This is a genomic window from Allobosea sp. BH3, assembly GCF_025499465.1.
Classification (GTDB): domain Bacteria; phylum Pseudomonadota; class Alphaproteobacteria; order Rhizobiales; family Beijerinckiaceae; genus Allobosea.
This window is the reverse complement of sequence record NZ_JAIMCA010000001.1, coordinates 95741-121922: the sequence shown is the minus strand read 5'-3', so window position 1 is coordinate 121922 and position 26182 is coordinate 95741. Positions and strand designations below refer to the sequence as shown.

General features: G+C 66.0%; 25 protein-coding genes. 14 read left to right on the top strand and 11 right to left on the bottom strand.

Going from position 1 to position 26182, the window contains the following annotated elements; all coding sequences use genetic code 11:
• Positions 1–46: 46 nt before the first annotated feature.
• Positions 47–1066, bottom strand: a complete 1020-nt coding sequence (locus tag BoBH3_RS00605; RefSeq protein WP_262328813.1) for a TRAP transporter substrate-binding protein — start codon at positions 1064–1066, stop codon at positions 47–49.
• 63 nt (positions 1067–1129) lie between these two features.
• On the bottom strand, positions 1130–2998 hold the full coding sequence (locus BoBH3_RS00600; protein ID WP_262328812.1) for a TRAP transporter large permease: 1869 nt from the start codon (positions 2996–2998) through the stop codon (positions 1130–1132).
• A 255-nt stretch (positions 2999–3253) separates the two neighbouring features.
• On the opposite strand from BoBH3_RS00600, the gene BoBH3_RS00595 reads away from it, so the two are divergent.
• From BoBH3_RS00595 to BoBH3_RS00585, 3 genes are read left to right on the top strand one after another with little or no spacing between them, the layout of a single operon-like run.
• Positions 3254–4123 (top strand): IclR family transcriptional regulator, encoded by an 870-nt coding sequence (locus tag BoBH3_RS00595; RefSeq protein WP_262328811.1) that lies wholly within the window; start codon positions 3254–3256, stop codon positions 4121–4123.
• Complete coding sequence (locus BoBH3_RS00590; protein WP_262328810.1) at positions 4120–5757, top strand: acyl-CoA synthetase; 1638 nt, start codon at positions 4120–4122, stop codon at positions 5755–5757. The genes BoBH3_RS00595 and BoBH3_RS00590 overlap by 4 nt, the downstream gene beginning before the upstream one ends.
• Positions 5754–6608: a DNA-binding protein gene (locus tag BoBH3_RS00585; RefSeq protein ID WP_262328809.1), complete on the top strand. Its 855-nt coding sequence runs from the start codon at positions 5754–5756 to the stop codon at positions 6606–6608. The genes BoBH3_RS00590 and BoBH3_RS00585 overlap by 4 nt, the downstream gene beginning before the upstream one ends.
• Before the next feature lie 10 nt (positions 6609–6618).
• Here the strand turns inward: BoBH3_RS00585 and BoBH3_RS00580 are convergent, their stop codons facing one another.
• Positions 6619–8244 (bottom strand): acyl-CoA synthetase, encoded by a 1626-nt coding sequence (locus BoBH3_RS00580; protein ID WP_262328808.1) that lies wholly within the window; start codon positions 8242–8244, stop codon positions 6619–6621.
• 124 nt (positions 8245–8368) lie between these two features.
• On the opposite strand from BoBH3_RS00580, the gene BoBH3_RS00575 reads away from it, so the two are divergent.
• A complete protein-coding gene (locus BoBH3_RS00575; protein ID WP_262328807.1) occupies positions 8369–9259 on the top strand; it encodes a beta-keto acid cleavage family enzyme in 891 nt (296 codons plus the stop codon).
• A 4-nt stretch (positions 9260–9263) separates the two neighbouring features.
• Here BoBH3_RS00575 and BoBH3_RS00570 read toward each other — a convergent pair whose 3' ends face one another.
• On the bottom strand, positions 9264–9638 hold the full coding sequence (locus tag BoBH3_RS00570) for a DUF4180 domain-containing protein (protein WP_262328806.1): 375 nt from the start codon (positions 9636–9638) through the stop codon (positions 9264–9266).
• 135 nt (positions 9639–9773) lie between these two features.
• On the opposite strand from BoBH3_RS00570, the gene BoBH3_RS00565 reads away from it, so the two are divergent.
• The gene (locus BoBH3_RS00565; RefSeq protein WP_262328805.1) at positions 9774–10526 is read left to right on the top strand and encodes a bestrophin-like domain; all 753 of its coding nucleotides are present in this window, start codon (positions 9774–9776) and stop codon (positions 10524–10526) included.
• Positions 10527–10587: 61 nt separating this feature from the next.
• Here BoBH3_RS00565 and BoBH3_RS00560 read toward each other — a convergent pair whose 3' ends face one another.
• Positions 10588–11808 carry an acyltransferase family protein gene (locus BoBH3_RS00560; RefSeq protein ID WP_262328804.1) on the bottom strand — a complete coding sequence of 407 codons (1221 nt, stop codon included), beginning with the start codon at positions 11806–11808 and terminating at the stop codon, positions 10588–10590.
• A gap of 273 nt (positions 11809–12081) precedes the next feature.
• Here BoBH3_RS00560 and BoBH3_RS00555 point away from each other — a divergent pair, with 273 nt between their 5' ends.
• The 6 genes from BoBH3_RS00555 to BoBH3_RS00530 all read left to right on the top strand — a co-directional run bounded on the left by BoBH3_RS00555 (position 12082) and on the right by BoBH3_RS00530 (position 19375).
• A complete protein-coding gene (locus BoBH3_RS00555) occupies positions 12082–13443 on the top strand; it encodes an ABC1 kinase family protein (protein ID WP_262328803.1) in 1362 nt (453 codons plus the stop codon).
• 549 nt (positions 13444–13992) lie between these two features.
• A complete protein-coding gene (locus tag BoBH3_RS00550) occupies positions 13993–14280 on the top strand; it encodes an aa3-type cytochrome c oxidase subunit IV (RefSeq protein ID WP_262328802.1) in 288 nt (95 codons plus the stop codon).
• A 37-nt stretch (positions 14281–14317) separates the two neighbouring features.
• Positions 14318–15457, top strand: a complete 1140-nt coding sequence (locus tag BoBH3_RS00545; RefSeq protein ID WP_262328801.1) for a Re/Si-specific NAD(P)(+) transhydrogenase subunit alpha — start codon at positions 14318–14320, stop codon at positions 15455–15457.
• A 17-nt stretch (positions 15458–15474) separates the two neighbouring features.
• Positions 15475–15909, top strand: coding sequence for an NAD(P) transhydrogenase subunit alpha part 2 (locus BoBH3_RS00540; RefSeq protein ID WP_262328800.1), 435 nt, complete (start codon positions 15475–15477; stop codon positions 15907–15909).
• Between the two features lie 3 nt (positions 15910–15912).
• Positions 15913–17319, top strand: a complete 1407-nt coding sequence (locus BoBH3_RS00535) for an NAD(P)(+) transhydrogenase (Re/Si-specific) subunit beta (protein WP_262328799.1) — start codon at positions 15913–15915, stop codon at positions 17317–17319.
• Positions 17320–17662: 343 nt separating this feature from the next.
• Positions 17663–19375 carry a methyl-accepting chemotaxis protein gene (locus BoBH3_RS00530; protein ID WP_262328798.1) on the top strand — a complete coding sequence of 571 codons (1713 nt, stop codon included), beginning with the start codon at positions 17663–17665 and terminating at the stop codon, positions 19373–19375.
• 120 nt (positions 19376–19495) lie between these two features.
• Here BoBH3_RS00530 and BoBH3_RS00525 read toward each other — a convergent pair whose 3' ends face one another.
• The 5 genes from BoBH3_RS00525 to BoBH3_RS00505 form a co-directional block, all read right to left on the bottom strand.
• Entirely contained in the window at positions 19496–20341 is an 846-nt protein-coding gene (locus tag BoBH3_RS00525; protein WP_262328797.1) for a tetratricopeptide repeat protein, read from the bottom strand.
• A 341-nt stretch (positions 20342–20682) separates the two neighbouring features.
• The gene (gene rpsU / locus BoBH3_RS00520) at positions 20683–20916 is read right to left on the bottom strand and encodes a 30S ribosomal protein S21 (protein ID WP_038359685.1); all 234 of its coding nucleotides are present in this window, start codon (positions 20914–20916) and stop codon (positions 20683–20685) included.
• Between the two features lie 141 nt (positions 20917–21057).
• A complete protein-coding gene (locus BoBH3_RS00515; RefSeq protein ID WP_262328796.1) occupies positions 21058–22158 on the bottom strand; it encodes a 5-(carboxyamino)imidazole ribonucleotide synthase in 1101 nt (366 codons plus the stop codon).
• Complete coding sequence (gene purE / locus BoBH3_RS00510) at positions 22155–22655, bottom strand: 5-(carboxyamino)imidazole ribonucleotide mutase (RefSeq protein ID WP_262328795.1); 501 nt, start codon at positions 22653–22655, stop codon at positions 22155–22157. The genes BoBH3_RS00515 and purE overlap by 4 nt, the downstream gene beginning before the upstream one ends.
• A gap of 102 nt (positions 22656–22757) precedes the next feature.
• Positions 22758–22976: a YdcH family protein gene (locus BoBH3_RS00505; RefSeq protein WP_262329643.1), complete on the bottom strand. Its 219-nt coding sequence runs from the start codon at positions 22974–22976 to the stop codon at positions 22758–22760.
• Positions 22977–23196: 220 nt separating this feature from the next.
• Between BoBH3_RS00505 and BoBH3_RS00500 the strand changes: the two genes are divergently transcribed.
• From BoBH3_RS00500 to BoBH3_RS00490, 3 genes are all read left to right on the top strand, one after another.
• The gene (locus tag BoBH3_RS00500) at positions 23197–23415 is read left to right on the top strand and encodes a YdcH family protein (protein ID WP_262328794.1); all 219 of its coding nucleotides are present in this window, start codon (positions 23197–23199) and stop codon (positions 23413–23415) included.
• A 172-nt stretch (positions 23416–23587) separates the two neighbouring features.
• Positions 23588–23845, top strand: coding sequence for a GlsB/YeaQ/YmgE family stress response membrane protein (locus tag BoBH3_RS00495; RefSeq protein ID WP_262328793.1), 258 nt, complete (start codon positions 23588–23590; stop codon positions 23843–23845).
• Between the two features lie 88 nt (positions 23846–23933).
• The gene (locus BoBH3_RS00490; RefSeq protein ID WP_262329642.1) at positions 23934–24410 is read left to right on the top strand and encodes a YidB family protein; all 477 of its coding nucleotides are present in this window, start codon (positions 23934–23936) and stop codon (positions 24408–24410) included.
• An 82-nt stretch (positions 24411–24492) separates the two neighbouring features.
• On the opposite strand, the gene BoBH3_RS00485 is transcribed toward BoBH3_RS00490, so the two are convergent.
• The gene (locus tag BoBH3_RS00485) at positions 24493–26121 is read right to left on the bottom strand and encodes an acyl-CoA synthetase (protein ID WP_262328792.1); all 1629 of its coding nucleotides are present in this window, start codon (positions 26119–26121) and stop codon (positions 24493–24495) included.
• Positions 26122–26182: the final 61 nt, after the last annotated feature.

Sequence of the window (26182 nt, the reverse complement as noted above, 5' to 3'; positions counted from 1 at the left end):
GCGCCTTTTCTTGTCCGGCGCCGGAGAATGACGGTCGTTCAGCCGATCAGCTCAGCGAGCTGCCGACGGCCTTCTCCAGAATGGCCCAGGCCTCGTCGCCGTACTTCTTCTTCCACTCGGCGTAGAAGCCGGCCTTGCGCAGTGTCTCGCGGAAGGCGTCCGCCTTGGTCTCGTTGATGGTCATGCCCTTCGAGGCGAGCTCGCCCTGCAGGCCGGCATTGAGCTTGGCGACGTCCCCGCGCTCGAGCAGCGCAGCGGCGTTGATGTTGTTCGCGACGATCGTGCGCAGGTCTTCCGGCAGGCGCTCCCAGGCGCGGCGGTTCGCGAGGAACCAGAAGCCGTCCCACATGTGGTTGGTGATCGAGAGATACTTCTGCACCTCGAAGAGCTTCGCGGTGGAGATGATGGCGAGCGGGTTCTCCTGGCCGTCGACCACCTTCGTCTGCAGCGCGGTGTAGACCTCGGCGAAGTTGATCGAGGCCGGGGCCGACTGGAAGGCGGTGAACATCGAGGTCCAGAGCGGCGAGACCGGCACGCGGATCTTGAAGCCCTTCAGATCGTCAGGGGTGTTGATCGGGCCCTTGGACGAGGTGATCTGGCGGAAGCCGTTGTCCCAGATCTTGTCCATGACGACGAGGTTGGCCTTGTTGATCTGGCCACGGACATAGGCGCCGAGCTCGCCATCCATCGCCTTCCAGACCGCGTCGTAGTTCGGGAAGGCGAAGCCGATGCCGGAGACCGAGGCGTTGGCGACCAGCGTCGAGAGGATCAGCGGCGAGAGCGTGAAGAACTCGACGCCGCCGGAGCGGACCTGGCTCAGCATGTCGGTGTCGGAGCCGAGCTGGTTGTTCGGGAAGATCTGGATGTCGACGCGGCCCTTGGTCTCTTCCTTGATCTTCGCCACCGCCTCGCTGGCACGCATGTTCATCGGGTGCGCGAGGGGCAGGTTATTGGCGTATTTGTAGGTGAACTCGGCCGCCTGGGCGTTGGCGCGGCCGATATGGAAGGTGCCGATGGCGGAAGCGGCGGCGGTCGCCTTGATAAGGGTGCGGCGTGAAATGGTCATGGGCGTTTTCTCCTTGGATGAGCGTCCGGATTGTCCGGTTCTGTTTGTGAAGGCAGGTGGGGCTTAGAGCACCCAGGTAGAGAGGCCGGGAACGAGGGCGATGACGATGAGGCCGATGATCAGCGCGATGAGATAGGGCCAGATCGCGCCCATCGCCTCGTCCGGCGAGACGTTGCCGATCTTGCAGGCGATATAGAAGCCGATGCCGATCGGCGGCGCCATCAGGCCGATGTTCATCGCGGTGACGACGACCATCGAATAATGCACGTCGTTGATGCCGAGGTTCTTGGCGATCGGGAACATCAGCGGCGCCATCAGCACGATCGCCGGCAGGCCTTCCAGCACGCAGCCGAGGATCATGAAGACGACGATGGTGACCGCCATGAAGGAGAGCCAGCCGCCGGGCAGGTTCGCCATGAAGGTGGCAAGGTCGCGGGCGAAGCCGGTCTGCGTCAGCGCCCAGGCCATGGCCAGCGCCGTGCCGAGAATGACAAGGATCGCGCCTGAGAGCGCGGCCGTCTCGACCAGCATCTGGTAGAACTTGCGCAGGCTGATGCCGCCATAGAGCACGATGCCGATGATCAGCGCGTAGAGCACGGCGATGGTCGAGACCTCGGTCGCGGTGGCGACGCCGCCACCGACCGCGGCGCGGATGATGAAGGGCAGGACCAGCGCCGGCGCCGCGACGAGCGCGACCTTGCCGATCACCGCGAGTGGGGCGCGGCGCACGCCCTTCATGTCTTCCGCCGCCGCCTTCCAGCGGGCGAGCCCGGCGAGCGCGACGAGCAGGACGCCCGCGATGACGAAGCCGGCATTGAACAGCCCGGCGATCGAGACGCCGGCAACGGAGCCGAGCACGATCAGCACGATCGAGGGCGGCACCGTGTCCGCCATCGCCGCGCCCGTGGACAGCAGCGCGATCAGGTCCTTCGGCTTGTAGCCGCGCCGCTTCATCTCGGGGAACAGCGCGGGAGCGACCGTCGCCATGTCGGAGACCTTCGAACCCGAGATGCCCGAGACGAGATAGAGCGAGCCGAGCAGGACATAGGACATGCCGGCGCGGACATGGCCGAGCAGGGAGGCGAGGAAATCGACGATCGCCTTGCCCATGCCGGTCGCGTCGAGGATGCAGCCGAGCAGCACGAAGATCGGCACGGAGAGCAGGATGAGGCTCGACATGCCCTCGTCCATGCGGCCGACCATCACAATCATCGGCACATTGGTCGAGAAGGCGAGGAAGGCGAGCGTGCCCAGCCCGAAGCAGAAGGCGATCGGGACGCCCGCGACAAGGCAGGCGGCGACGACACAGACCAGGAAGATCAGGATATTGTAGTAGCCGAGGCCCTTGAGCGTCGGCCCGAGGAGCCAGAAGGCGAGGCCGAACCCGCCGATGACCAGCACTGATCCGGCGATGTCGACCGGGCGCGCGGTCTTGAAGGCATAACGGATCGTCAGCAGCAGCATCAGCACGATGCCCACGGCGATGGCGGAGACCCGCCAACTGACGGGGATGTTGAGCGCGGCCGAGGTGACGTAGCTCTCTTCCACCGCGTAATCGATCGCAGGGTAGACCATCGCCGCCAGGAAGGCGGCAACGGCGATGAGTGCCAGCGTCTCGACGAATTGGCGCAGGCGCTCCGGCATGAGGCCGACGAAGAGCGTCAGCCGTAGATGTTCATTGCGATCGACGGCAATGGCCGCGCCGAGCATGGCGAGCCAGATGAAGGAGATCGAGGCGACCTCGTCGACCCAGACGAAGGGCAGCGAGAAGACGTACCGCGAGACCACGCCGAGCAGCAGCACGCCGATGATGAAAGCGACCAGGGCGGCCGCGACGATCTCGACCGGGCGCATGATGGCCGAGCCGGGGCGCGCGCCCTCGTTCTCGCTCAGGTTCTCGGGAATATGCAGCGTGTCGACGACATCAACCATGCCGCGACCTCAGATGCAGGTCGCTGGGCGCAAAATCTGCGCGCCCGCCATGCGGGTTGCCTCGGGGGCCATCGGTTCATCCTCCCTTCGCGCCGATCTTCTGTCGGCGTCGATTGCGGTCCACACTGTGAATGATCAGGCAGCGGAACGGCCGGCAGGTTTGCACGAGCATGACCGCATTGCAATCGGGAAGGCAGGCAACTAGGCTCAATCCATAAAAATAAGGTCCATATCGTGGACCATTGGGAGGAGCGCTTGTCGCCACTCAGTCTCGCTGCCGGAGCCGGCTTGTCCGGCTCGCAGAGCGTCGATCGCGCGCTGGGGCTGCTCTCGCTGATCGGGCGGGAGCCGGCCGATGGCCTGCCGCTCGGCGAGATCGTCTACGGCAGCGGCCTCAACAAGCCGACGGTGCGGCGACTGCTGCTGGCGCTGATGCGGGCCGGCCTTGTCGAGCAGGAGGTGCAGACGCGCCGTTATTGCCTCGGCGAGGAGGCCTTTGTGCTCGGCGTGCTGGCGGCGCGACGCCACGGCCTGCTCGAAATGGCGATGGACGGGTTGCGCCGTCTTTCGGGCGAGACGCGGGATACGAGCTTTCTCACCGTGCGGCGCGAGAACTACGCGATCTGCCTGCATCGGGAGGAGGGAACCTACCCCGTCCGCACCCATGCGCTGCAGGCTGGGGACCAGCATCCGCTCGGTGTCGGCGCAGGCTCGCTCGCCCTGCTGGCGGCGTTGCCGGACGACGATGTGGACCGCATCATCGCGGCCAACGAGGCTGTGTTGACGGAGCGCTATCCCGGCTTCGCGCCGGTTGCCCTCAAGGGCGACGTCACCGAGGCGCGGCTGCGCGGCTTCGCTCTCAACCCGGGCCGGCTTGTCGCGAGCTCATGGGGGATCGGCAGGGCCTTCCGCTATCCGGACGGCCGCGTTGCAGGCGCCTTTTCGCTGGCCGCCATCGACAGCCGCATGGACCCGGCCCGGCAGCCCGAACTCTCGGCGATGCTGGCGCGCGAGGCGGTGAGGATGGAGGCGCAGCTCGCGCAGATGTTCGTATCACGGCGCGGCGCAGGGCCTGCGGGGCCGGCTCAGCGGCAACAAAACGGAACAGGGAGGGCGTCGAAATGAACGCTGGAACAACGGCCCCCACCGGGGGCGTCGTGCCGATGTCGCGGCGCGTGATGAACCTCGCCCATATCGTGACGCAGAATGCGCGACGCCTGCCCGCGCACCCCGCCTTCATCTGGGGCGAGAAGATTTTGGACTGGCGCGAGATCGAGACGCAGGTTTCGGCTCTTGCGGCAGGGCTTAAGGCGCGCGGCATCGGCAAGGGTGACCGCCTGCTCGTCCACTCCAAGAACTGCGACGCGATGTTCGTCTCGATGTTCGCGACCTTCCGGCTCGGTGCGGTCTGGGTGCCGACAAATTTCCGCCTGCTGCCGGACGAGGTCGCCTATCTCGCCACGGCTTCGGGCGCGAAGGGTTTCCTCTGCCATGGCGACTTTCCCGAGCACGCCGCGGCGGTCGCCGCCGCGAGCCCGGCGCCCACGTTCACCTGGCGGATCGGGGAGGGGGCTTTCGGCGCGGATGAGGTAGGCGCAGTGATTGCGCGCCATCGCGGCGAGCGGGTCGAGAACGCCGCCGTGGAGCGGGACGATCCGTGCTGGTTCTTCTTCACCTCCGGCACGACCGGGCGCTCCAAGGCCGCGGTGCTGACCCATGGGCAGATGAGCTTCGTCGTGACGAACCATCTCTGCGACCTCGTCCCGGGCTCGACAGAGGCGGACGCCTCGCTGGTCGTGGCGCCGCTCTCGCATGGCGCCGGCGTGCACCAGCTGATGATGTCGGCGCGTGGAGCCACCTCGATCCTACTGTCGACAGAGCGCTTCGACATCGACGAGGCCTACCGGCTGATCGCGAAGCACCGCGTCAGCAACATCTTCACCGTTCCGACGATCCTGAAGATGCTGGTCGAGCATCCGGCCGTGGACCAGCACGATCATTCGAGCCTGCGCTACATCATCTATGCGGGCGCGCCGATGTATCGCGAGGACCAGAAGGCCGCGCTGAAGAAGCTCGGCAAGGTGATCGTGCAATATTTCGGGCTGGGCGAGGTGACCGGCAACATCACCGTGCTGCCACCGGCGCTGCACGAACCGGAGGACGGGCCGCATGCCCGGATCGGCACCTGCGGCTTCGAGCGCACCGGCATGCAGGTTCAGATCCAGGACGAGGAGGGCAAGGAGGTCGAGCCGGGCGTACAGGGCGAGATCTGCGTGATCGGGCCCGCCGTCTTCGCCGGCTACTACGACAATCCGGAGGCCAATGCGAAATCCTTCCGCGATGGCTGGTTCCGCACCGGCGACCTCGGCCATATGGACGAGCAGGGGTTCGTCTACATTACCGGCCGCGCGTCGGACATGTACATCTCGGGCGGCTCGAACATCTATCCGCGAGAGATCGAGGAGAAGATCCTGACCCATCCCGCCATTGCCGAGGTCGCGGTGCTTGGCCTGCCGGACCCGGTCTGGGGCGAGATCGGCGTCGCGGTCTGCGTGCCGCGGCCGGGGCAGAGCGCGAGCGAGGCCGAGATCGCGGACTTCCTCAGCGAGAAGATTGCGCGCTACAAAATGCCGAAGCGCTTCTTCTTCTGGGAGGCGCTGCCGAAATCGGGCTATGGCAAGGTGCCGAAGCGCCTCGTCAAGGACGAACTCGAGAAGCGCGGCGAACTGGATTGGCTCAGGAAGGACAAGGCTTCGTGAGGCGTATCGAACAGCCGGGGCAAGGCACGCCGGAGCGTGTTCAATGGGCGGAATGCCATGGGCTGCGCTTCCCGATGGTGCTGCAGGCCGGTCTGCCATTGCTGGAGGCGGTGCGGCGAGGCTTCGCGGCGGCTGGCTTCACCTCCGGTGTGGTCAAGCTCGATGGGCTCGCGCTCTCGCCTTTCGCCTATGTCATGCCGGCGCTCTCCGAGACGCCGGAGCATGCAGCCTTCTACAGCCGGACATTCCGGCCGGCCGGCGTGGCGCGGCTCAAGGTCGGCGCCATGACTTTCGGCCGGCGCGACGGCGCGCCCTTCTTCCATGCCCATGCAATCTGGACGGAAGGCGGCGGCAAGGAGAGCGGCGGGCATATCCTGCCGGATGAGACGATGGTGGCTGAGACCATCACCGTGCCGGCCGTCGGGCTCGACAGCGCGGCCTTTGTCGCCGAGCCGGATAGCGAAACGAATTTCAAGTTGTTCGGGCCGCAGGCCGCTCCCCTGCTCGGGGCGACGCGGGAGGGGCGGTTCTTCGCGCTCCGGGTCAAGCCGAACGTGGATTTCTGCGGGGCGCTGGAAGCCTTCTGCGTCGAGCAGGGCATCCGTTCCGCGGCGATCCATGGCGGTGTCGGCTCGACCATCGGCGCCCGCTTCACGGATGGCGGAAGGATAGAGAACTTCGCCACCGAGGTCGCGATCACCAATGGGACGATCGCAAAAGGTGCGAACGGGTTTGAGGCCGAGATCGACGTGGCGCTGGTGGACTATACCGGTGCGCTGGCGAGCGGGCGCCTGACGCGCGGCGACAACCCGGTGCTGATGACCTTCGAGCTCGTGCTGGAAGCGCGATAGGTCGCGGGCGTCAGCCCCTCTGCTGCCGCTCGACCTCCCGATCCCGCAGATCCTTGCGCCTGATCTTGCCCGTCGCGGTCATCGGCAGCTCGGTGACGAACTCGACCGCACGCGGGTACTGGTACGCTGCCAGCCGGTCCCTGACGAAGGCCTGAATCTCCGCCGCCAGCGCGGCCGTCGGCTCGACATCGGGCTTCGGCAGCACGAAGGCCTTGACGATCTCGGTGCGGACCGGGTCCGGCACGCCGATGACCGCGACCATCAGCACGGCCGGGTGGCGGATGATGCAGTCCTCGATGTCGCCGGGGCCGATGCGGTAGGAGCCCGAGGAGATGATGTCGTCGTCGCGGCCCTGGAACCAGAAGTAGCCTTCTTCGTCGCGGGCGCCGGTGTCGCCGGTGACCAGCCAGTCGCCGACGAATTTCGCCGCCGTCGCCTCCGGCTGGTTCCAGTATTCCAGCATCATGACCGGGTCGGGCTTTGCCACGGCGATCAGCCCCTGCTCGCCAGCCGGAAGTTCCTCGCCCTCTGGCGAGATCACGGCGACGCGGTGGCCAGGCACGGCGCGGCCCATCGAGCCGGGCTTTACCGCGAAGAGGCTCGCGCAGTTCGAGACGAGGAGGTTCGCCTCGGTCTGGCCGTAGAACTCGTTGACCGGGAAACCGAAGGTCTCGCGGCTCCAGTCCAGCATGTCGGCGCCGAGCGTCTCGCCGCCGGTGCCGATCGAGCGCATCGCGTAGCCGAAACGCCGGGGATCGCGCACCTGGCGCATCAGCTTGAGCGCGGTCGGCGGCAGGAAGGCGTTGCGCACCTTGTGCCGCGCCATCAGGGCGAAGGCGGCGTCCGGATCGAATTTGCGGGCGCGGGAGGCCAGCACGGGCACGCCGCAATAGAGGCTCGGCAGCAGCACATCGAGCAGGCCGCCGATCCAGGCCCAGTCGGCCGGCGTCCAGAACAGGTCGCCGGCCTGCGGGAAGAACTCCTGCGGCATCTGCACGCCCGGCAGATGGCCGAGCAGCACGCGGTGAGCGTGCAGCGCGCCCTTCGGTTTTCCCGTCGTGCCGGAGGTGTAGATGATCAGCGCCGGGTCGTCGGCGCGGGTGTCCGCCGCGGTGAACCGGTCGGAGGCCTTCGCCATTTCCACTTCGAAGTCTGCGTGGCCGGCGCCGCCGACGACAAAAATCCGGCGCAGGTTCGGCAGGGCGTCGCGGATGGCCTCGACCTTGCCGATGTTCTCGCTGTCGGTGACGAGCACGCTGGCGCCGCTATGGCCCAGCCGATGCTCGAGCGCTTCCGGGCCGAACTGGATGAAGAGCGGCAGCGCGATAGCACCGCGCTTGTAGGTACCGAGATGGGCGATTGCCGTCTGCGGCGATTGCGGGAGGAGGATGCCGACGCGCTCGCCGGGCCCGATGCCATGGGCGGCGAGCAGGTTTGCGAAGCGGTTGGAGGCGCGCGCGAGATCGTCGAAGGACAGGGTTGCGACCTCGCCGCCCTCGTCCGCGAAGACCAATGCCGGACGGTGGCTGCCATCGGCATGGGCGTCCGAGCAGACGGTGCCGATATTGAAGCGCTCCGGTATACGCCAGGCGAAGCGGCTCAGCGTGTCCTCATAGGTGGTGCCGCGCTCCAGCATGGGGCCGCCTCGCTCATTCCCGTGCGTTCGGCCGATCCTGAACAGCGGCGGGGCGGGCTGACAAGCCCGGGCGATGCGGCTTACGGTCTGCGCAAAGCCGCAAAGTGCCAACGAGGAAATGCCTGTGACCACGCCGATCTGGATCGAAGCCGCCATCAACGGACCCTGGGGCAAGGAGCGCCAGCCCGGCATTCCGATCAGCATTCCCGACATTGTCGCGGACGGCATCGCCGCGGTCGAGGCGGGCGCGGCGATCGTCCATCTGCATGTCTACGATCAGGCGACGGGCCGCCAGCGCGACGATTGGGAACTCTATGCGCAGGCGATCGAGGGCATTCGCGCCAAGGTCGACGCCATCGTCTATCCGACAATCCCGATCCTCGGCTCCGGCTATGCCGGGGACATGATCGGTTCGGGCCGCTACACCCATCTGGAAGAGCTGGCGAAAAGGGGCCTCGCCGAATGGGGCGTGCTCGATCCGGGCTCCTGCAACTGGACGACCTTCGCCGGCATCCCCGAGGGCGAGGCCGGCTTCATCTACCAGAACCCCGGCGAGCATATCCGCGAGGGGATGGAGGTGGCGGAGCGCCACAAGGTCCATCCGAGCTATGCGATCTACGAGCCGGGCTTCACGCGCCTGGGCGCCGCCCTGGCGAAGGCCTATCCCGGCATGCCGATGCCGATCTACCGGCTGATGTTCTCGGACGCCTTCGCCTGGGGGTTCCCGCCGCGCGAATGGGCGCTTGACGCCCATCTGAAGCTGCTGGCGGAAGACGCGCCCGAGGCGCCGGTGATGATCGCCGGGCTCGGCGTCGATCTTTCCGGGCTGATCGCTCCGGCGGTCCAACGCGGTGTCCATGTCCGCGGCGGGCTGGAGGATGCGCCTTTCGGCTGCACGAAGACCAATGCGGCGCTGATCGCCGAGACGGTCGGGCTGGTCGAGGCGGCAGGCGGACGACCTGCGAGCGCTGCCGAGGTGAGGGCAGGCTTTGCGGCGCGGCGCCCGGGTCGTTGATTTGTCAGGGCGTGGTCTCGGCTTCCAGCCGGGTGCGCAGTTCATCCATATCAGCAACGAACCAGAGCGCCGAGCCCGCATTGGTCTCGCGGACGAAGTCGCGGAGGGCGTTGCTGCCTTCGACGGCTGTGCCGATGTCTCCGACGATGGCGCAGCGGAGGCGATAATTGGCGAATTTCTGAAATATTTCGCCGCCGACGCGGGTGCGCAGGTTCAAAACGTCAGGGCCCAGTCGTTCCACGGGGATCGCGAGCAACTCGGCGCTCGCGGACCAGGCCTCGCCAATGAAGTCGTTGGAGTTCCCCGGGTTGGCGAGGAGCGGGCCTGAGCGGTCGAAAAGGAGAACGCGGGCGCCGGCGATTTCGATCTGCTGAGGCATTCTGTTCGCCTACCGCGACTGCAACAACACGGCAAGCCGGGTCCGAGACGCCTGGGGTGTTCTGGCATTTGACCTATGGTCATGCTGCCTTATCTTGCCGACTTACCCCATCGGACCATAGCCATCGGGCATGCCATGAGTCCCATCGTTATCGGCTGCATCGCCTTCCTTTGCGTATTCGGCGCTGCGCTGGCCGGCATGGCGCTGCGAGTGCGCCTGCCCGACCATCATCTGGCGACCGAATCCCGGGAGGCCATCAAGCTGGCGACGGCGATCATCGGCACGCTTTCGGCCCTTGCGCTGGGCCTGCTCATTGCCTCGGCGAAGCGATCCTTCGACGATGCAGGCCTGGAGAGGCGAACATCGGCGGCGCGCATCCTCCTGCTCGACCGCGTCCTGGCGCATTACGGCCCCGAGGCGCAGCCGCTGCGGTTGGCGGTTCGCAAGGTCGTCGAAGCCAGGCTCAGCGCCGAGCAGCAGGACGTGGCCCGCGACATGCCGCTTGCCGAGGGGTTCGATGTCGAGGCGATCCAGGATGCGCTCCGAGCCCTGACCCCGCAGACCGAGGCGCAGCGTCTGCTTCATGCGCGGGCGATCCAGGTCAGCGGCGACATCGCCGAAGCGAGATGGCTGCGCACGGAGACGGAGGTGGGCGGATTTCCGATGCCTTTCCTCGCCGTGCTGATCCTGTGGTTCACCTTGCTCTTTGCGTCCTTCGGCCTGCTTGCGCCGGGTAACGGGACGGTCGTGCTCACGTTGTTGGCCTGTGCGCTTTCCGTCAGCGTCGCCCTGGTCCTCATCATCGACATGGACCATCCCTATCTCGGCTTCATCCGGGTTTCGGACGAACCTTTCAGGACGGCGCTGGGGCGGCTGGGGCGGCTTTGACGGAGCCGGTGGGCGCGTGCCGGGGCCGCGCATAGCGGGCGTGGCGTGCGCCGGGTTCGCCTTAGGCAGGCCTCGGCGCAGTGGGGAATGACCGCTTCGTCTGCAGCGAAAACGCGACGAATGGGCGCTCGACGACCCAATAGAAGACGAAAGACAGCGCCAGCACGAGGCCTGTTCCGATGGTGCCGCAGATGAAGACCACGGCCAAGAACGGATGATCCCGGCAGCGCTCGACGACGATCGGCACGACGATCTGCAGGATCTGGAGATGAACCAGATAGATCGAGAACGAGGCAATGCCGATCCGCGTCAGATGCCGGTCGCTCATCGCGGACCGGAAGCGCGATTGCCCGACGAGGCAGGCCGTCATGATGGCGGCTATGGCAAGGAGCTGCGCCGGAAGCTGCCACCACATCGCACCCCAGGGAGCGCCGAGAAGGATCAGCATCGTCAGGCCGAGCAAGCCTAGCGGGACCCGTTGCAGGCTCTGCGCCAGGCGTTGGTCGCTCTCGCGGTGGCGGAACTCGGCGACCAGGGCTCCGACGAGGAAATATGGGAAGAATGCGATGATCGAATACTGAATCCCGCGGCTGCCGTGTTCCGACGCGATCATCGCGAGCACGGTCGAGACGAGGAGCGCTGCGACGGCGACGCCGAGCTTCAGCTCCGGCGACTTCAGTTTCGCATAGGGCCTGAAGAGCAGTGGCGCGACCAGCAGGAATTGAAGATGTGCCTCGAGATACCAGCCGGGAGGGAAGAGGCGAGGAAAGGTATTGAAGATGAGATCATGCAGGTAGAGGAGGCTTGCGATCAGGCTCAGCGTCATCGATTCCGGGGCGGCCCGGAAATGGTAGGTGTTCGAGGGTTCGTAGCCTGTCGTCCTTATGAATATGAATGTGGCCAGCAATATCATCGCATAGGGCGGCCATAGTCTCAGCAGCCTCTTCTTCAGGAAATCGACATCGATGAAGGGTCTGTCTTTGTTGATGTTTCTGTTGATGTAGATGGCGACCGTGTATCCCGTGATGCAGAACAGCAACCTGCAGCCTGAAAACGGCGTGGCCAGGATCGCGAGGACGAAAGTCTCGATCTGATTGAGCGTTTCGCGCCCGTAGAAGCGCTCCACCCGCTGCAGCAAGTGACCCATGACGACGGTCAGGATGGCGATGCCGCGCAGGCCGGCCAGCTCTGGGACATGTGTCTGCGCAGGGCTGCTCATGCGCGCCACGAAGCCTGGCACGGCATCGATGCCATAATAGTCGGTGACGCGTCTGGGGCGCATGCTCTCGGTACGTCAGGGAGGAGCGGACGGCGGCAGGCAGAGGCTGTCGGTTAGGCCCCTGCGCAGCAGCAAGAAGCGGACCATCGCCGCCGAGAGGGAGACCCCGTCCGCTGGTTACGGATCAGCGCATTTATCGCCTGGAATCGCGACGTTGCCGCGACGATGTCCGAACATGCATCGGGGCCGATCGTCGCGGCGGCGGCGCCCTGCGTTGGTGTTGAGCAGGGCGTGCCCTAAATACCGTCAAGAGCATGAACCGGGAGCGTCGATCCCATGTCCGACCATGATGCCGAAGCCAATCGCTTTTCCGCTCGCGCCGCGCGCTACGCTCGCGTCGGCGCCAATGTCGGCGGGGTTGCCGCGCGGATCGCGGGCAACCGGATCTTCGGCGGGGAGGGGCGGGACGCGTCCAATGCCGAGGCGCTGGCCAAGGCGCTCGGCGGCCTGAAGGGGCCGATCATGAAGGTGGCGCAGCTCGTCGCCACCATCCCTGACGTTGTGCCGCCCGAATATGCCGCCGAACTGCAGAAGCTGCAGTCGCAGGCGCCGCCGATGGGCGCGGCCTTCGTCAAGCGCCGGATGATGGCGGAGCTCGGCGCGAACTGGCGGGAGCGCTTCGGCGAGTTCGACCTGAGGCCCGCGGCTGCCGCGTCGCTGGGGCAGGTGCACCGGGCGACGACTCCCGATGGAGCGACACTCGCTTGCAAGCTGCAGTATCCGGACATGGAATCGGCGGTGGAGGCCGATATCGCCCAGCTCGAGGTGCTGTTCGCGCTGCATCGGCGCATGGGCGCGGTGATCGACACCTCCGAAATCGCCAAGGAGATCGGTGCGCGCGTGCGCGAGGAGCTCGATTACCGGCGCGAGGCCAGCCACATCGCGCTCTACCGTTCCATCCTTGCCGACACACCCGAGGTGCGCGTGCCGGCGGTCGAGCCGGCTCTGTCGACGCGGCGGCTGCTGACCATGCACTGGCTCGACGGCAGCCCGATCCTTTCGCACAAGCAGGATGGGCAGGAGACGCGCGACCGCATCTCGACCGCGATGTTCAAGGCCTGGTGGCGGCCCTTCAGCCATCATGGCGTCATCCATGGCGATCCGCATCTCGGGAACTACACGGTGTTCTCGGAAGGCGGGGAGCCGCAGGGGATCAACCTTCTGGACTATGGCTGCATCCGCATCTTCCCTCCCTCCTTTGTCGGTGGGGTGGTCGATCTCTATCGCGGCATCCTGGAAGGCGACGAGGCGCGGGTCGTCCATGCCTACGAGACCTGGGGCTTCAAGGGGCTGACGAAGGACCTCGTCGACACGCTGAATATCTGGGCGCGTTTCATCTATGGGCCGCTGATGGAGGATCGTGTCCGGCGCATCGCGGAGGATGTCAGCCCGGCCGAATACGGCCGCAAGCAGGCCTTCCAGGTGCATCAGGCGCTGAAGAAGCGCGGGCCGGTCACGGTGCCGCGCGAGTTCGTCTTCATGGACCGCGCCGCCATTGGGCTGGGCGGCGTATTCCTGCATCTCGACGCCGAGCTGAACTTCCACCGGCTGTTCGAGGCGGAGATCGAGGGGTTTTCCGTGGAGGGTATCGCGGAGCGGCAAAGAGCGGCGCTGGTCGCGGCGGGGTTGAAGCCCTAGCATCGGCCTTATCCGAAAACCGCGGTCCACTTTTCGGAGCGATGCTTCAGCTTCGCGGGGATCAATCGCCCCCGCTGCCGCAATCCCCTCCACCGTCGTCGCCGAAGCCTCCGCTTCCTCCATCGCCGCCGCCCGACGCGCGGCGCCATGCGGCGATTTCCTCATCGTCGCGCCTGCTCTGCTCGCGTGCCTCCGCGAACCAGCGCTGCGCCTTCTCGCGCAGAGCAGGGTCGAGGTCCGGGAGCTGATCCTTCGCAGCTCGCTTGGTTCGATCGTCCACAGGGGCCCCTTTCGACGGTCCGAGTATAGGCGAAGCTCGCAGGGCTTGGCTCCTCTCAGTGCAGATCGGCGTGAATCGTTCCAAAATGCAGTGAAACGAGAGAATTCCATTCTATCTAAATCGATTGAATTGCTCTGCGGTCCTCGCTAGAGATTGGCGATACGGTGAGCTGCGCCACGCTCCACGGTTGCAGCGCGTTGCCGCGTTGCCCGTGCGTCGCGGGTGCGCTACAGGCTTAAAGAGACTGTGTCTTTTTCAGGATCGAGATCATGGCCGACCACGCCCATCACGCCACCGACATCCCCGCGATGGACTACGAGGAGCATGAGCGGACCTATGCCGGCTTCATGCATTTCTCCGAGGTCGCCACGGTCGCCGCGCTCGCCATCGTCGCGGCGCTCGCCGTCGGCGGCACCAAGCACGCTTGGGGCACGGCGCTGATCGGCACGCTGCTCACGGTGATCGGCACTGGCGTCGGCATCGCCTCGGACAAGATCTCCTGGCGTGGGCCCGTCGTCGCGCTGGTCCTGATGCTGCTCGCGCTGCTGCTTCTCTGACCGTCTTCCCATAACGCCGGAAAGGCCTTCCCCCGCCATGCGCATTGCTGTCCCAGCCGAAACGCAAGGGGCGGAAACCCGCGTCGCCGCGACGCCGGAGACCGTCCGCAAGTTCAAAGGCCTCGGCGCCGAGGTCGTGATCGAGGCGGGGGCAGGCAAAGCCTCCGGCATTCTCGATGCGGAATACGAGGCGGCCGGGGCGACGATCGCCAAGACGGCCAAGGAGGCGCTGAAGGGCGCCGAGATCGTGCTGAAGGTGCGCCGTCCGGCGGAGAAGGAAATCACGGCGCTGCCGAAGGGCGCGCTCGTCTTCGCCGTGATGGACCCCTATGGCAGCGAGGCTGAGGTCGAGGCGCTGGCCAAGGCCAATGTCGCCGCCTTTGCCATGGAGTTCATGCCGCGCATCACGCGTGCGCAGGTGATGGACGTGCTCTCCTCGCAGGCGAACCTCGCAGGCTACCGCGCCGTGATCGACGGCGCCGCCGAATATGGGCGGGCGCTGCCGATGATGATGACCGCGGCCGGCACGGTGCCCGCCGCCAAGATCTTCGTGATGGGCGTCGGTGTCGCCGGCCTGCAGGCGATCGCGACCGCGCGGCGCCTCGGCGCCATCGTCACCGCCACCGACGTGCGCCCCGCTACCAAGGAGCAGGTCGAGTCGCTCGGCGCCAAGTTCCTCGCCGTCGAGGACGAGGAGTTCAAGCAGGCGCAGACGTCGGGCGGCTACGCCAAGGAGATGTCCAAGGAATACCAGGCGAAGCAGGCGGAACTGACCGCCAGCCACATCGCCAAGCAGGACATCGTCATCACCACTGCGCTGATCCCCGGCCGCCCGGCGCCGAAGCTGATCTCGGCGGCTATGGTCGAGAGCATGAAGCCCGGCTCCGTCATCGTCGACCTCGCGGTCGAGCGCGGCGGCAATTGCGAGCTGGCCAAGCCGGGCGAGATCGCGATCACGCCGAACGGGGTCAAGATCGTCGGCCACCTCAATGTGCCGGGCCGTCTGGCCGCGACCTCCTCCTCGCTCTACGCCAAGAACCTCTTCGCCTTCGTCGAGACGCTGATCGACAAGGCCGAGAAGAAGCTCGCGGTGAACTGGGAGGACGAGCTGGTCAAGGCGACCGCCCTGACAAAGGACGGCGCCGTCATCCATCCGAATTTCGCGCCGAAGGCCTGAGCGAAGGAATTCCGACCATGGCAAATCCCTCTCCCGAACAGGCTATCGAGCAGGCCCGCAACGCGGCGGCGCTCGCCAGGCAGGCGGCCGAGCTCGCCGAGCGCTACGCCGACCAGGCGGCGGCGGCGGCCAGCATCGCAACCGGCGGTGTCGACCCGACGGTTTTCCGCCTCGCGATCTTCGTGCTCGCGGTCTTCGTCGGCTATTACGTCGTCTGGTCGGTGACCCCGGCGCTGCACACGCCGCTGATGTCCGTCACCAACGCGATCTCCTCTGTCATCGTCGTCGGCGCGCTGCTCGCTGTCGGCGTCGAGGCGCTGCCGGCGCTGGGCGACGGGCCGATCTGGGCCAAGGTGTTCGGCTTCCTCGCGCTGATCCTCGCCTCGGTGAACATCTTCGGTGGCTTCCTCGTCACCGAGCGGATGCTCGCGATGTACAAGAAGAAGGACTGACGCATGGCCGCGAACCTCTCAGCCCTGCTCTACGTCGTTTCCGGGGTCCTGTTCATCATGGCCCTGCGGGGCCTGTCGCATCCGACCACGTCGCGGCAGGGCAACCGTTACGGCATGATCGGCATGGCGATCGCCATCGTCACGACCGTGGTGTTCTTCCCGCCATCCGGCTTCTCCGGCTGGCTGCTCGTCGCGGCCGGCATCGGTATCGGTGGCGGCATCGGCGCCTATATGGCCAAGCGCGTGCAGATGACGCAGATGCCGCAGCTTGTCGCCTTCTTCCACTCGCTGGTGGGTCTGGCGGCGGTGCTGGTGGCAGCCGCCGCGCTGTATGCGCCCGAGGCCTTCGGCATCGGCCGCGTTGGCACGATCAAGGGCGCGAGCCTGTTCGAGATGGCGCTCGGCGTCGCCATCGGCGCGATCACCTTCACCGGCTCGATCATCGCCTTCCTGAAGCTCGACGGGCGCATGAGCGGCAAGCCGATCATGCTGCCGCAGCGCCATGGTATCAATATCGGGCTCGGCATCGCGCTCGTCGTGCTGCTGGCGATCTTCATCAAGGCGGAGAGCCACGCGGTCTTCTGGCTGATCGTCGCGGTCTCGCTGGCGCTCGGCATCCTGCTGATCATCCCGATCGGCGGCGCCGACATGCCGGTCGTCGTCTCGATGCTGAATTCCTATTCCGGCTGGGCGGCCGCCGGCATCGGCTTCACGCTTGGCAACATGGCGCTGATCATCACCGGCGCGCTGGTCGGCTCCTCGGGCGCGATCCTGTCCTACATCATGTGCAAGGCGATGAACCGGAGCTTCATATCGGTCATCCTCGGTGGCTTCGGCGGCGACGATGCCGCGGCCGGCGCCGCAGGTGCGGTCGAGGCGCGCCCGGTCAAGCAGGGCTCGGCTGATGACGCCGCCTACATCATGAAGAACGCGGGCAAGGTCCTCATCGTGCCGGGCTACGGCATGGCGGTGGCGCAGGCGCAGCACGCACTGCGCGAGATGGCGGACACGCTCAAGAAGGAGGGCGTGGAAGTCAAATACGCCATCCATCCGGTGGCGGGCCGCATGCCGGGCCATATGAACGTGCTGCTGGCCGAGGCCAACGTGCCCTATGACGAGGTCTTCGAGCTCGAGGACATCAACTCGGAATTCGGCCAGGCCGACGTCGCCTTCGTCATCGGCGCCAACGACGTGACGAACCCGGCGGCGAAGACCGACAAGTCCTCGCCGATCTACGGCATGCCGATCCTCGACGTCGAGAAGGCCAAGACCGTGCTGTTCATCAAGCGCGGCATGGCCGCCGGCTATGCCGGTGTCGAGAACGAGCTGTTCTTCCGACCCAATACGATGATGCTGTTCGGCGACGCCAAGAAGGTCACGGACGAGATCGTCAAGGCCATGGCGCACTGAGGCGCGGCTGGATCGGCGGCACTGCGCGATCACGAATAGGTTATCCAGGCCGGCGGCAACGCCGGCCTTCTTTTTTAGGGTCGACGGATATTTGCCGCGATACTCTGGTGACCAAACGAAAATTGGGACGTCTCTATCGTATAAATTGATTTATATTTTGACTTTATAAAAGTTGTATTGAATTTATCCTTCAAGATGACGAAGCGTTTTGTGGGTTACGGCGGGTTTATGCGTCGCTATAAAGGAAGGTAACTAAGAATTTACGATTATCTATAACAATAGTTGATTAGTTGCACTTTCATAGCGATGCAACTTTTAATCAATATGATCTTTCGAGGGATCAATGCTCACTGGTGTGTTTGGAGGCAGTGCCTCTGCGGAGGCGGCGAGCGTCAGGCGCTCGCAAGCCGTCATCGAGTTCGACGTCCAGGGGCGGATCCTGACCGCCAACCAGCTCTTTCTCGACACCATCGGCTACGGGCTGAGCGAGATCGTGGGCCAGCATCACGCGATGTTCGTCGACCCCTCCGAGGCGGGCGGCGCGGCCTACAAGGAATTCTGGACCAAGCTGGCGCGCGGCGAATTCCTCGAGGCGCAGTTCCTGCGGATCGGCAAGGGCGGGCGGCGCATCTGGCTGCAGGCGACCTATACGCCGATCCTCGACCGCTCCGGCAAGCCGTTCAAGGTCGTCAAGTTCGCCACCGACATCACCCGGATGAAGGAGATGATCTCGGATTTCGAGGGGCAGGTGGCTGCGATCCGCAAGTCGCAGGCCGTGATCGAGTTCGATCTTTCCGGAAACGTGCTGGAAGCCAACGCGAATTTCCTGAATGCGCTCGGCTATACGCTGGACGAGATCAAGGGACGGCATCACTCCATGTTCGTCGAGCCGGCGGAGCGCGAGAGCGCGGCTTACGGCCAGTTCTGGGCCAAACTCGGCCGGGGTGAGTTCGACGAGGGGCAGTATCTGCGCGTCGGCAAGGGCGGCCGCAAGGTCTGGATCCAGGCGACCTACAACCCGATCCTGAACGCACTCGGCGAGCCGTTCAAGGTCGTGAAATACGCCTCCGACATCACCGCCGCCAAGGAAGCGCAGGAGGCGCTGCAGGGCGCCGTCGCAGAGACGCGTACGATTGTGCAGGCCGCCACAGCCCGGGACCTGACGCAGCGCATCGCGCTGACCGGCAAGGAGGGCGACATCAAGGCGCTCTGCGCAGGCGTGAACGAGCTGGTCGACACGGTGGCGGACATCGTGCGCGGCACGTCCACGATCTGCGCGACGATCAGCGCGGGCTCGCAGCGCATCACCGGCGACAGCCGGGCGCTGGCGCAGCGCACGGAAGAGCAGGCGAGCAGCCTGCAGGAGACGGCGGCGACCACGGAAGAGCTGGCCGCTTCGGTCAAGCACAGCGCGGAGCGCGCCTCGCAGGCGACAGGCCTCGGCGAGGTCGCGAAGGCTGCGGCCGACCATGGCGGCGCGGTGGCTACGGGCGCCGTCTCGGCGATGGAGCGGATCGAGAAGGCTTCCAGCGACATCTCGGAGATCGTGGCCGTGATCGACGGAATCGCCTTCCAGACGAATCTGCTGGCGCTCAACGCAGCGGTCGAGGCAGCCCGTGCCGGCGATGCCGGGAAGGGCTTCGCCGTGGTCGCGAGCGAGGTGCGCGCCCTGGCACAGCGCTCCAGCACGGCCGCCAACGACATCAAGGCGCTGATCTCGAACTCGACCGGCGAGGTGCAGACCGGCGTCGGCCTGGTCAAGGATGTGGGCAAGGCCCTGTCCCAGATCGTCGAATCCTCGAACAGCGTCGCGACCGCGCTCGGTGACATCGCCAGCGCCTCGCAGGAGCAGGCGAGCGCTGTCGACGAGGTCGCCAAGGTCGTGGCCCATATGGACGACATGACGCAGCGCAACGCCTCGATGGCCGAGGAGAGCGCATCGGTGGCGCATAATCTTCAGCTCGCGACCGCCGAGCTGGCGGAGCTGCTGGCGAGCTTCCGTGTCGAAGGCGTGCCGGCGCAAAGCTTCGGACGGCCGATGCGCTCTGCCGCCTGACGGCGGCGCTTCCGAGCTCGCAAAAACAAAAAGGGCCGCGTTTGCGGCCCTTTTTTATGCAGCGTCAGCCTTGTCGCATTCTCTTCGCGCAGAGCGGTGTCCGCTTCGCTGAAAAATGCTCTAGCTGCGGAAGAAGCCGCCGCCACCCATGCGGGCCTGGCCGGCTCGGGCCTGGGCGTTGTTGCCGTCAAGGCTGAGGGAGCGCTGGTAGGCCTCGGAGGCCTCCGTCTTCTTGCCAAGCTTCTCGAAGGCGAAGCCGCGGCCGGCCCAGGCGTCGGCATTGCGATTGTCGACGTTGAGCGCGGCGGTGAAATCTTCCAGCGCCGCATCATATTTGCCGAGTGCGTTCAGGCTCTGGCCGCGCGCGATATAGGGCGGGGCGGTGTAGGGATTGCGGTCGATCACCGAGTCGAAATCGGTGACCGCGTGCTGGTGCTGGCCTTCCTTCTGATAGACCAGCCCGCGCGCATGGAAGGCCTCGGCCGCTTCCGGGTTGAGGCGGATCGCGGTGTTGAGGTCGGCAATGGCCTGCTGGCTGTTGCCCTGCTGCCGCAGCAGGTTGGCCCGGGCGATATAGGCCGGGGCGTAGTTCGGGTTGGCAGTGGTGGCGCGGTTGAAATCGGCGAGCGCAGCATCGGCGCGGCCGCTCTGGCGCAGCGCCAGGCCGCGATTCGTATAGGCCGAGGCAAGGTTGGGATCGAGCTGGACGGCCTTGGTGAAATCGGAGATCGCGTCCGAGAAACGGCCGATGCGGGCATAGGCCGCGCCGCGGGTGTTGTATGCGCCGGGGTCGTTCGGGTTGCGGTTCACGACCTCGCTGAGCGAGCCGATGTTGACGCTGGCATCGGCGCTGTTGCGGGTGTCGAGCTCGGCGACAGCGGGCTGCGAGGCGCTGGAGAAGGTATCGCAGCCTGCGAGTGCCAGCGACATGCCGGCGGCTGCCAGCCAATAACTGCCTCGGATCATGCTAAGCCTCTCTGGTCTCGTGCTTGCCTGCCGCTCGCTCCGTCATGGAGCCTGCCCAAGGGCCAATCGCGACCTGATCGCGCTCCCGAACCGACAGCGCCTGCCGAAGAGAACGCCTGAAACCCGCCAAAACTTGGTTAACGACGTGGCCATGCCCGGCAAAAACGGGAAGCTCTTTTGCAGCAGGGACATGCACGCTCACATCGAGCCGGCGCGAAGGTCCCATTCGCCACTGTTGGCTGCATGGAGACCATCCGAAAAAGCAATAGCGCCCGGAGCAGGCTCCAGGCGCCGTAGCTATCGGCCCTGTCCGGAACGGCCCGAAGGCCGCCGTGACTGAATCAGGGGCGCTTCGGCTTGACCGGCGCGGGAAGGAGGCCTTCGCGCTGCAGCTTCTTGCGGACGAGCTTGCGGGCGCGGCGGACAGCCTCTGCCTTCTCGCGCGCCTTCTTCTCGGAAGGCTTCTCGTAATGACCGCGGAGCTTCATCTCACGGAAGATGCCCTCGCGCTGCATCTTCTTCTTGAGGGCGCGGAGAGCCTGGTCGACATTGTTGTCGCGAACGAGAACCTGCACGTGAAACGTCCGTCCTTAGCGGTTGATCCAAAATGAGGGCCGGCGACAGCACCGGGGTGCATCGCTCGAAGGTTCGTGCGGATAGCAGAATTCATTTGGCCTGTCCACGGCATGATACCGTGAAAAATGACGGCCTGCGCGCTATTCCGGCTTCACCCGCGTGACATGGCCCATCTTCCGCCCAGGGCGGGCGTCGCGCTTGCCGTAGAGGTGCAGATGCGCGCCGGGCTCGGCCAGGAACGCGCGCCAGCGCAATGCGGCGTCGCCGATCAGATTCTCCATCTCGACGCGGCCGCGCCGCGTGGTGGCGCCGAGCGGGAAGCCGCAGACGGCGCGAACATGCTGGTGGAACTGCGAGGTCAGCGCGCCTTCGCTAGTCCAGTGGCCGGAGTTGTGGACGCGCGGGGCGATCTCGTTGACGACGATTCGCTCGGCCAGGTCGCCCTCGGCTTCCAGCACGAACATCTCGACGGCGAAGACGCCGACATAGCCCAGCGCCTCGCCGATGCGGCGGGCGGCGTCGATCGCCGCCTCCGAGGCCGGAGCGGAGAGCGCAGCCGGCACGTGGGTGAAGGCGAGGATATGGTCGCGATGCTCGTTCTCGCAGACGTCGAAGGCGGCGAAGGCGCCGTCGAGCCCACGCGCGGCGATGACCGAGACCTCGCGGACGAAGGGCACGAAGCCTTCGAGGATCGCCGGGAAGCGGCCGATCGCTTCATGGGCTTCAGCGAGATTGCTGCCCGGCGCGATCTTGACCTGGCCCTTGCCGTCATAGCCGAAGCGGCGCGTCTTCAGCACGGAAGGCCGGCCCAGCTCGGACACCGCCGCTTCGATATCGGCCAACGTATCGACGGCGCGGAAGGGCGCGACGGGCAGGCCGAGATTGGCGACGAAGCTCTTCTCGGTGAGCCGATCCTGCGTCACGGCCAGCGCGCGCGCGCCGGGGTGGAGCGGCACGCGCCCGGCCAGGAACGCGGCGGTAGCGGCCGGGACGTTCTCGAATTCATAGGTGACGACGTCGACGGCGGCCGCAAAGCCAGCGAGTGCCGCCTCATCCTCGTATTGGGCGACGGTGTGGCGCGCGGCGACATCGAAGGCGGGGCTGTCGGCCTCGGGCGCGAAGATGTGGCAGCGTATGCCGAGATCGGCGGCTGCCAGCGCGATCATGCGGGCGAGCTGGCCGCCGCCGAGGATGCCGAGCATGGCGCCGGGCGCAAGCCCGGTCGGGACCGGCGGGCTCATGTGTCCTCGCGGGTGGGGCGCTCGGCGATGCCGGCGCTCTGGCGGGCGCGATAGGCATCGAGCCGCTCGGCGAGCTTTTCATCCGAGAGCGCGAGCACGGCGGCCGCGAGAAGCGCGGCGTTGACGGCCCCGGCGCGGCCGATGGCGAGCGTGCCGACCGGGATGCCGGCCGGCATCTGCACGATCGAGAGCAGGCTGTCCTGCCCCGACAGCGCCTTGGATTCGACCGGAACGCCAAAGACCGGCAGCGACGTCAGCGAGGCGGCCATGCCGGGCAGATGGGCGGCTCCGCCCGCTCCGGCGATCACCACCTTGAAGCCCTCCGCCTTGGCGCCCTTGGCGAAGGTGAAGAGCCGCTCCGGCGTGCGGTGAGCCGAGACGATGCGGGCGTCATAGGCGACCGAGAGCACGTCGAGCGTCTCGGCGGCATGGCGCATGGTCGCCCAGTCGGACTGGCTGCCCATGATGATGGCGACGGGTGGGCTGGTCTCGGCCATGAAACGCGCTCGGGCTTAGCCTTCGGAAGCGGGCGATCTAGACTGCCTGAGGCCCCGGAAGCAAGGGCGAATCGGGCCGAACACTGCCGGAGACGCCTTATGTCAGGCGATGATGTCCGGCGTCAGCGCGTCCTCGATCTGGGAGATGCGGTCCTTGAGGTAGAGCTTGCGCTTCTTGAGGCGCTGCACCTGGATCTGATTGATCGCGCCGACCCGTTCGAGAGCGTCGATGGCGCTGTCGAGATCGCGGTGTTCCTCGCGCAGCCTCGCCAACTCCGAGGTGAAGGTCTCGACCTCTTCCGGGCTGAGCTCGAATCCCATGGCCATCTCATCATCGCCTTTATCGGGCGCGACTATGCCTTTGCCGCCATGCGCCCTGCAAGAGCGCTGGCGGCGGCCGGAAGCCTTCTATTAACGGCTTTCCGGAAAGGAGCCGGTGAGGATCACAGAATCTTATGTATGCCGCATGACGCCCGGGGCAGACGTGAAGCCGGCTCTATGTCAGATTGGGACGTCAACCGGTATCAGGAGGATCCACCAGATGTCGTTGCATACCCGTCTTGCCGAACTCGAGCGCAAGCACCGTCAGCTTGAAGACGCTATCGCCCAAGCAGTGGCGAGCCCGTCGTCGAGCGATCTCAGCGTCGCCGAGCTCAAGCGGAAGAAGTTGCAACTGAAGGACGAGATCGCACGCGTAAAGCAGACCATGCCGGAGCGGAAGCTGACGGCGCGGATCGTGCCAGGACCGACGTTGCATTGAGTCGAAGCGGGTCTGCGACCCGCCGGGGGATTCTAGCCATGTGGAAACCGGCCCTGAAAGGGGCCGGTTTTTTGTCGGCCGACAGCTTGCCGCTCGGTCACCATGCTGACGCAATCGGGCGTGAACCTCCGTTCAAGGCCGGCGGGGCCGGCGCTGACATGGGGAGGCAGTCTTGGGATTCGTCTGGACCATCATCATCGGCTTCGTCGCCGGCATCATCGCCAAGTTCATCATGCCGGGCTCCAACGAGCCGTCCGGCTTCGTGCTGACGACCATCCTCGGGATCGTCGGTGCCTTCGTCGCGACCTTTCTCGGCCAGTCGCTCGGCTGGTACGCGCCAGGGCAGGGCGCGGGGCTGATCGGCGCAGTCGTCGGTGCGATCGTCGTGCTCGCCATCTGGGGCATGCTCAGCCGTAACCGGGCAGCCTGAACGTCCCGTTCCATCGCCAAGAGGAGTGACCGTCGTGAGTGACGAAGATCGCAGCAGCGGCTTTCCATCCCTGACCGCTCTGCTCGGAATGCTCGCCGTCGCGGGTTACCAGAACCGCGACAAGATCACCGAATGGCTGGGCGGCAACGGCCAGCTCGAACCTGATCCTAAGCCCGGCAACATGCTGCCACCGGGGCCGATCCCGTCGCCACAACCGAACCAGTCCGACGCTGGCACTCTGGCGGGTGGCGGCGGCCTCGGCGGCCTTCTCGGCGGGCTGTTGGGCGCCGGGGGCGCAGGCGCGCTGGTCAATGGCGGGCTCGGCGAGCTCATCGAGCGCTTCAACCAGTCCGGGCAGGGCCCGAAGGCGGATTCCTGGGTGCGCCAGGGACCGAACGAAGAGGTCGCTCCGACCGAGCTTGAGCAGGTGCTCGGGCCCGAGGTTCTCTCCCGAATCAGCCAGCACACCGGTCTGTCGCGAGCCGAATTGCTCGACCGGCTCTCTCGCGTGCTTCCCGATGCGGTGGATCGCTATACGCCGGGCGGGAATTTGAACAGGACTTGAGGCTGGCCGTAGCGTGCCGTCATTCCCGCAAGTCATGCTCGCCCTCGTGGCGAGCATCCACGTCTCTGCGAGCCGAGGCCGGCTACAGGGACCTCGCCATCTCGCGCAGGCGGAATTTCTGAATCTTGCCGGTCGAGGTCTTCGGCACTTCGGCGAAGATCACCGTGCGCGGGCATTTGAACGAGGCGAGGTGCTCCTTGCACCAGGCGATGATCTCGGCCTCGGTCGCCTCCTTGCCCGGCTTTAGCTCGATGAAGGCGCAGGGCGTCTCGCCCCATTTCTCGTCGGGCTTGGCCACCACCGCCGCAGTCTGCACTGCGGGGTGCTTGTAGAGCGCATCCTCGACCTCGATCGAGGAGATGTTTTCGCCACCGGAGATGATGATGTCCTTGGAACGATCCTTCAGCTGGATGTAGCCGTCAGGATAGCGCACGCCGAGATCGCCGGTGTGGAACCAGCCGCCATCGAAGGCCGCCTGCGTCGATTTCGGGTTCTTGAGATAACCCTTCATCACGACGTTGCCGCGCATCATCACCTCGCCCAGCGTCAGGCCGTCGCGTGGAACAGGCTCCATCGTCTCGGGGTCGAGCACGTCGAGCCCTTCCAGCGCCGGATAGCGCACGCCCTGGCGGGCCTTGAGCGCGGCCTGCTCGGAAGCTGGCAGTGCGTCCCATGCCCCGTTCCAGTCGTTGACGACGGCCGGGCCATAGACCTCGGTCAGCCCGTAGAGATGCGTGACTGCGAAGCCCGCCTGTTTCATGCCGGCGAGCACGGCTTCGGGCGGCGGGGCGGCGGCGGTGAAGAAGGAGACGGTCTGGGAGAAGTCGCGGCGCTCGGCAGCAGGCGCGTTCAGCAGCGTCGACATCACGATCGGCGCGCCGCACAGATGGGTCACGCCATGGTCGGCCAGCGCGTCGAACATCGCCTTGGCACGGACCTGACGCAGGCAGACATGCGTGCCGGCGACGATCGAGATCGTCCAGGGGAAGCACCAGCCGTTGCAGTGGAACATCGGCAGCGTCCAGAGATAGACCGGATGGCGGCCGAGATTGCCTGTAATGACGTTCGAGGTAGCGAGCAGGCTCGCGCCGCGATGGTGATAGACAACGCCCTTGGGGTCGCCCGTGGTGCCGGAGGTGTAGTTCAGCGCGATGGCGTCCCATTCGTCATTCGGCATCAGCCAGTCGAAATCGGGATCGCCGCCGGCGACGAAATCCTCGTATTCGACGCTGCCCAGCCGCTCGCCCGGCCCGTCATAGACCGGGTCGTCATAGTCGATGACGATGGGCTTCGCCTTGCAGAGCGCGAGCGCCTCCTTGATCGTCTTCGAGAATTCGCGGTCTGTGACCAGCACCTTGGCCTCGCCATGGTCGAGCGAGAAGGCGATGATCGCGGCGTCGAGCCGCGTGTTCAGGGTGTTCAGCACCGCGCCGGCCATAGGCACGCCGTAGTGGCATTCGAGCATGGCCGGCGTGTTCGCCAGCATCGCGGCGACGGTGTCGTTCTTGCCGATGCCGTGCTTCGCCAGCGCCGAAGCCACGCGGCGGGAGCGGGCGTAGAACTCGGAATAGGTGCGCCGCAGCGGGCCGTGGACGATGGCCGTGTGGTTCGGAAAGACGGCGGCGGCGCGCTCCAGGAATGTCAGCGGCGTCAGCGGCTGAAAATTCGCCGGGTTGCGGTCGAGATCGGTGTCATAGGCCGAGCGGGTCATTGCAGAACCTTCCACGCAAGCGCGGACAGACTTAGCCGCCAGCGCCGCCGCTGGTAATTAT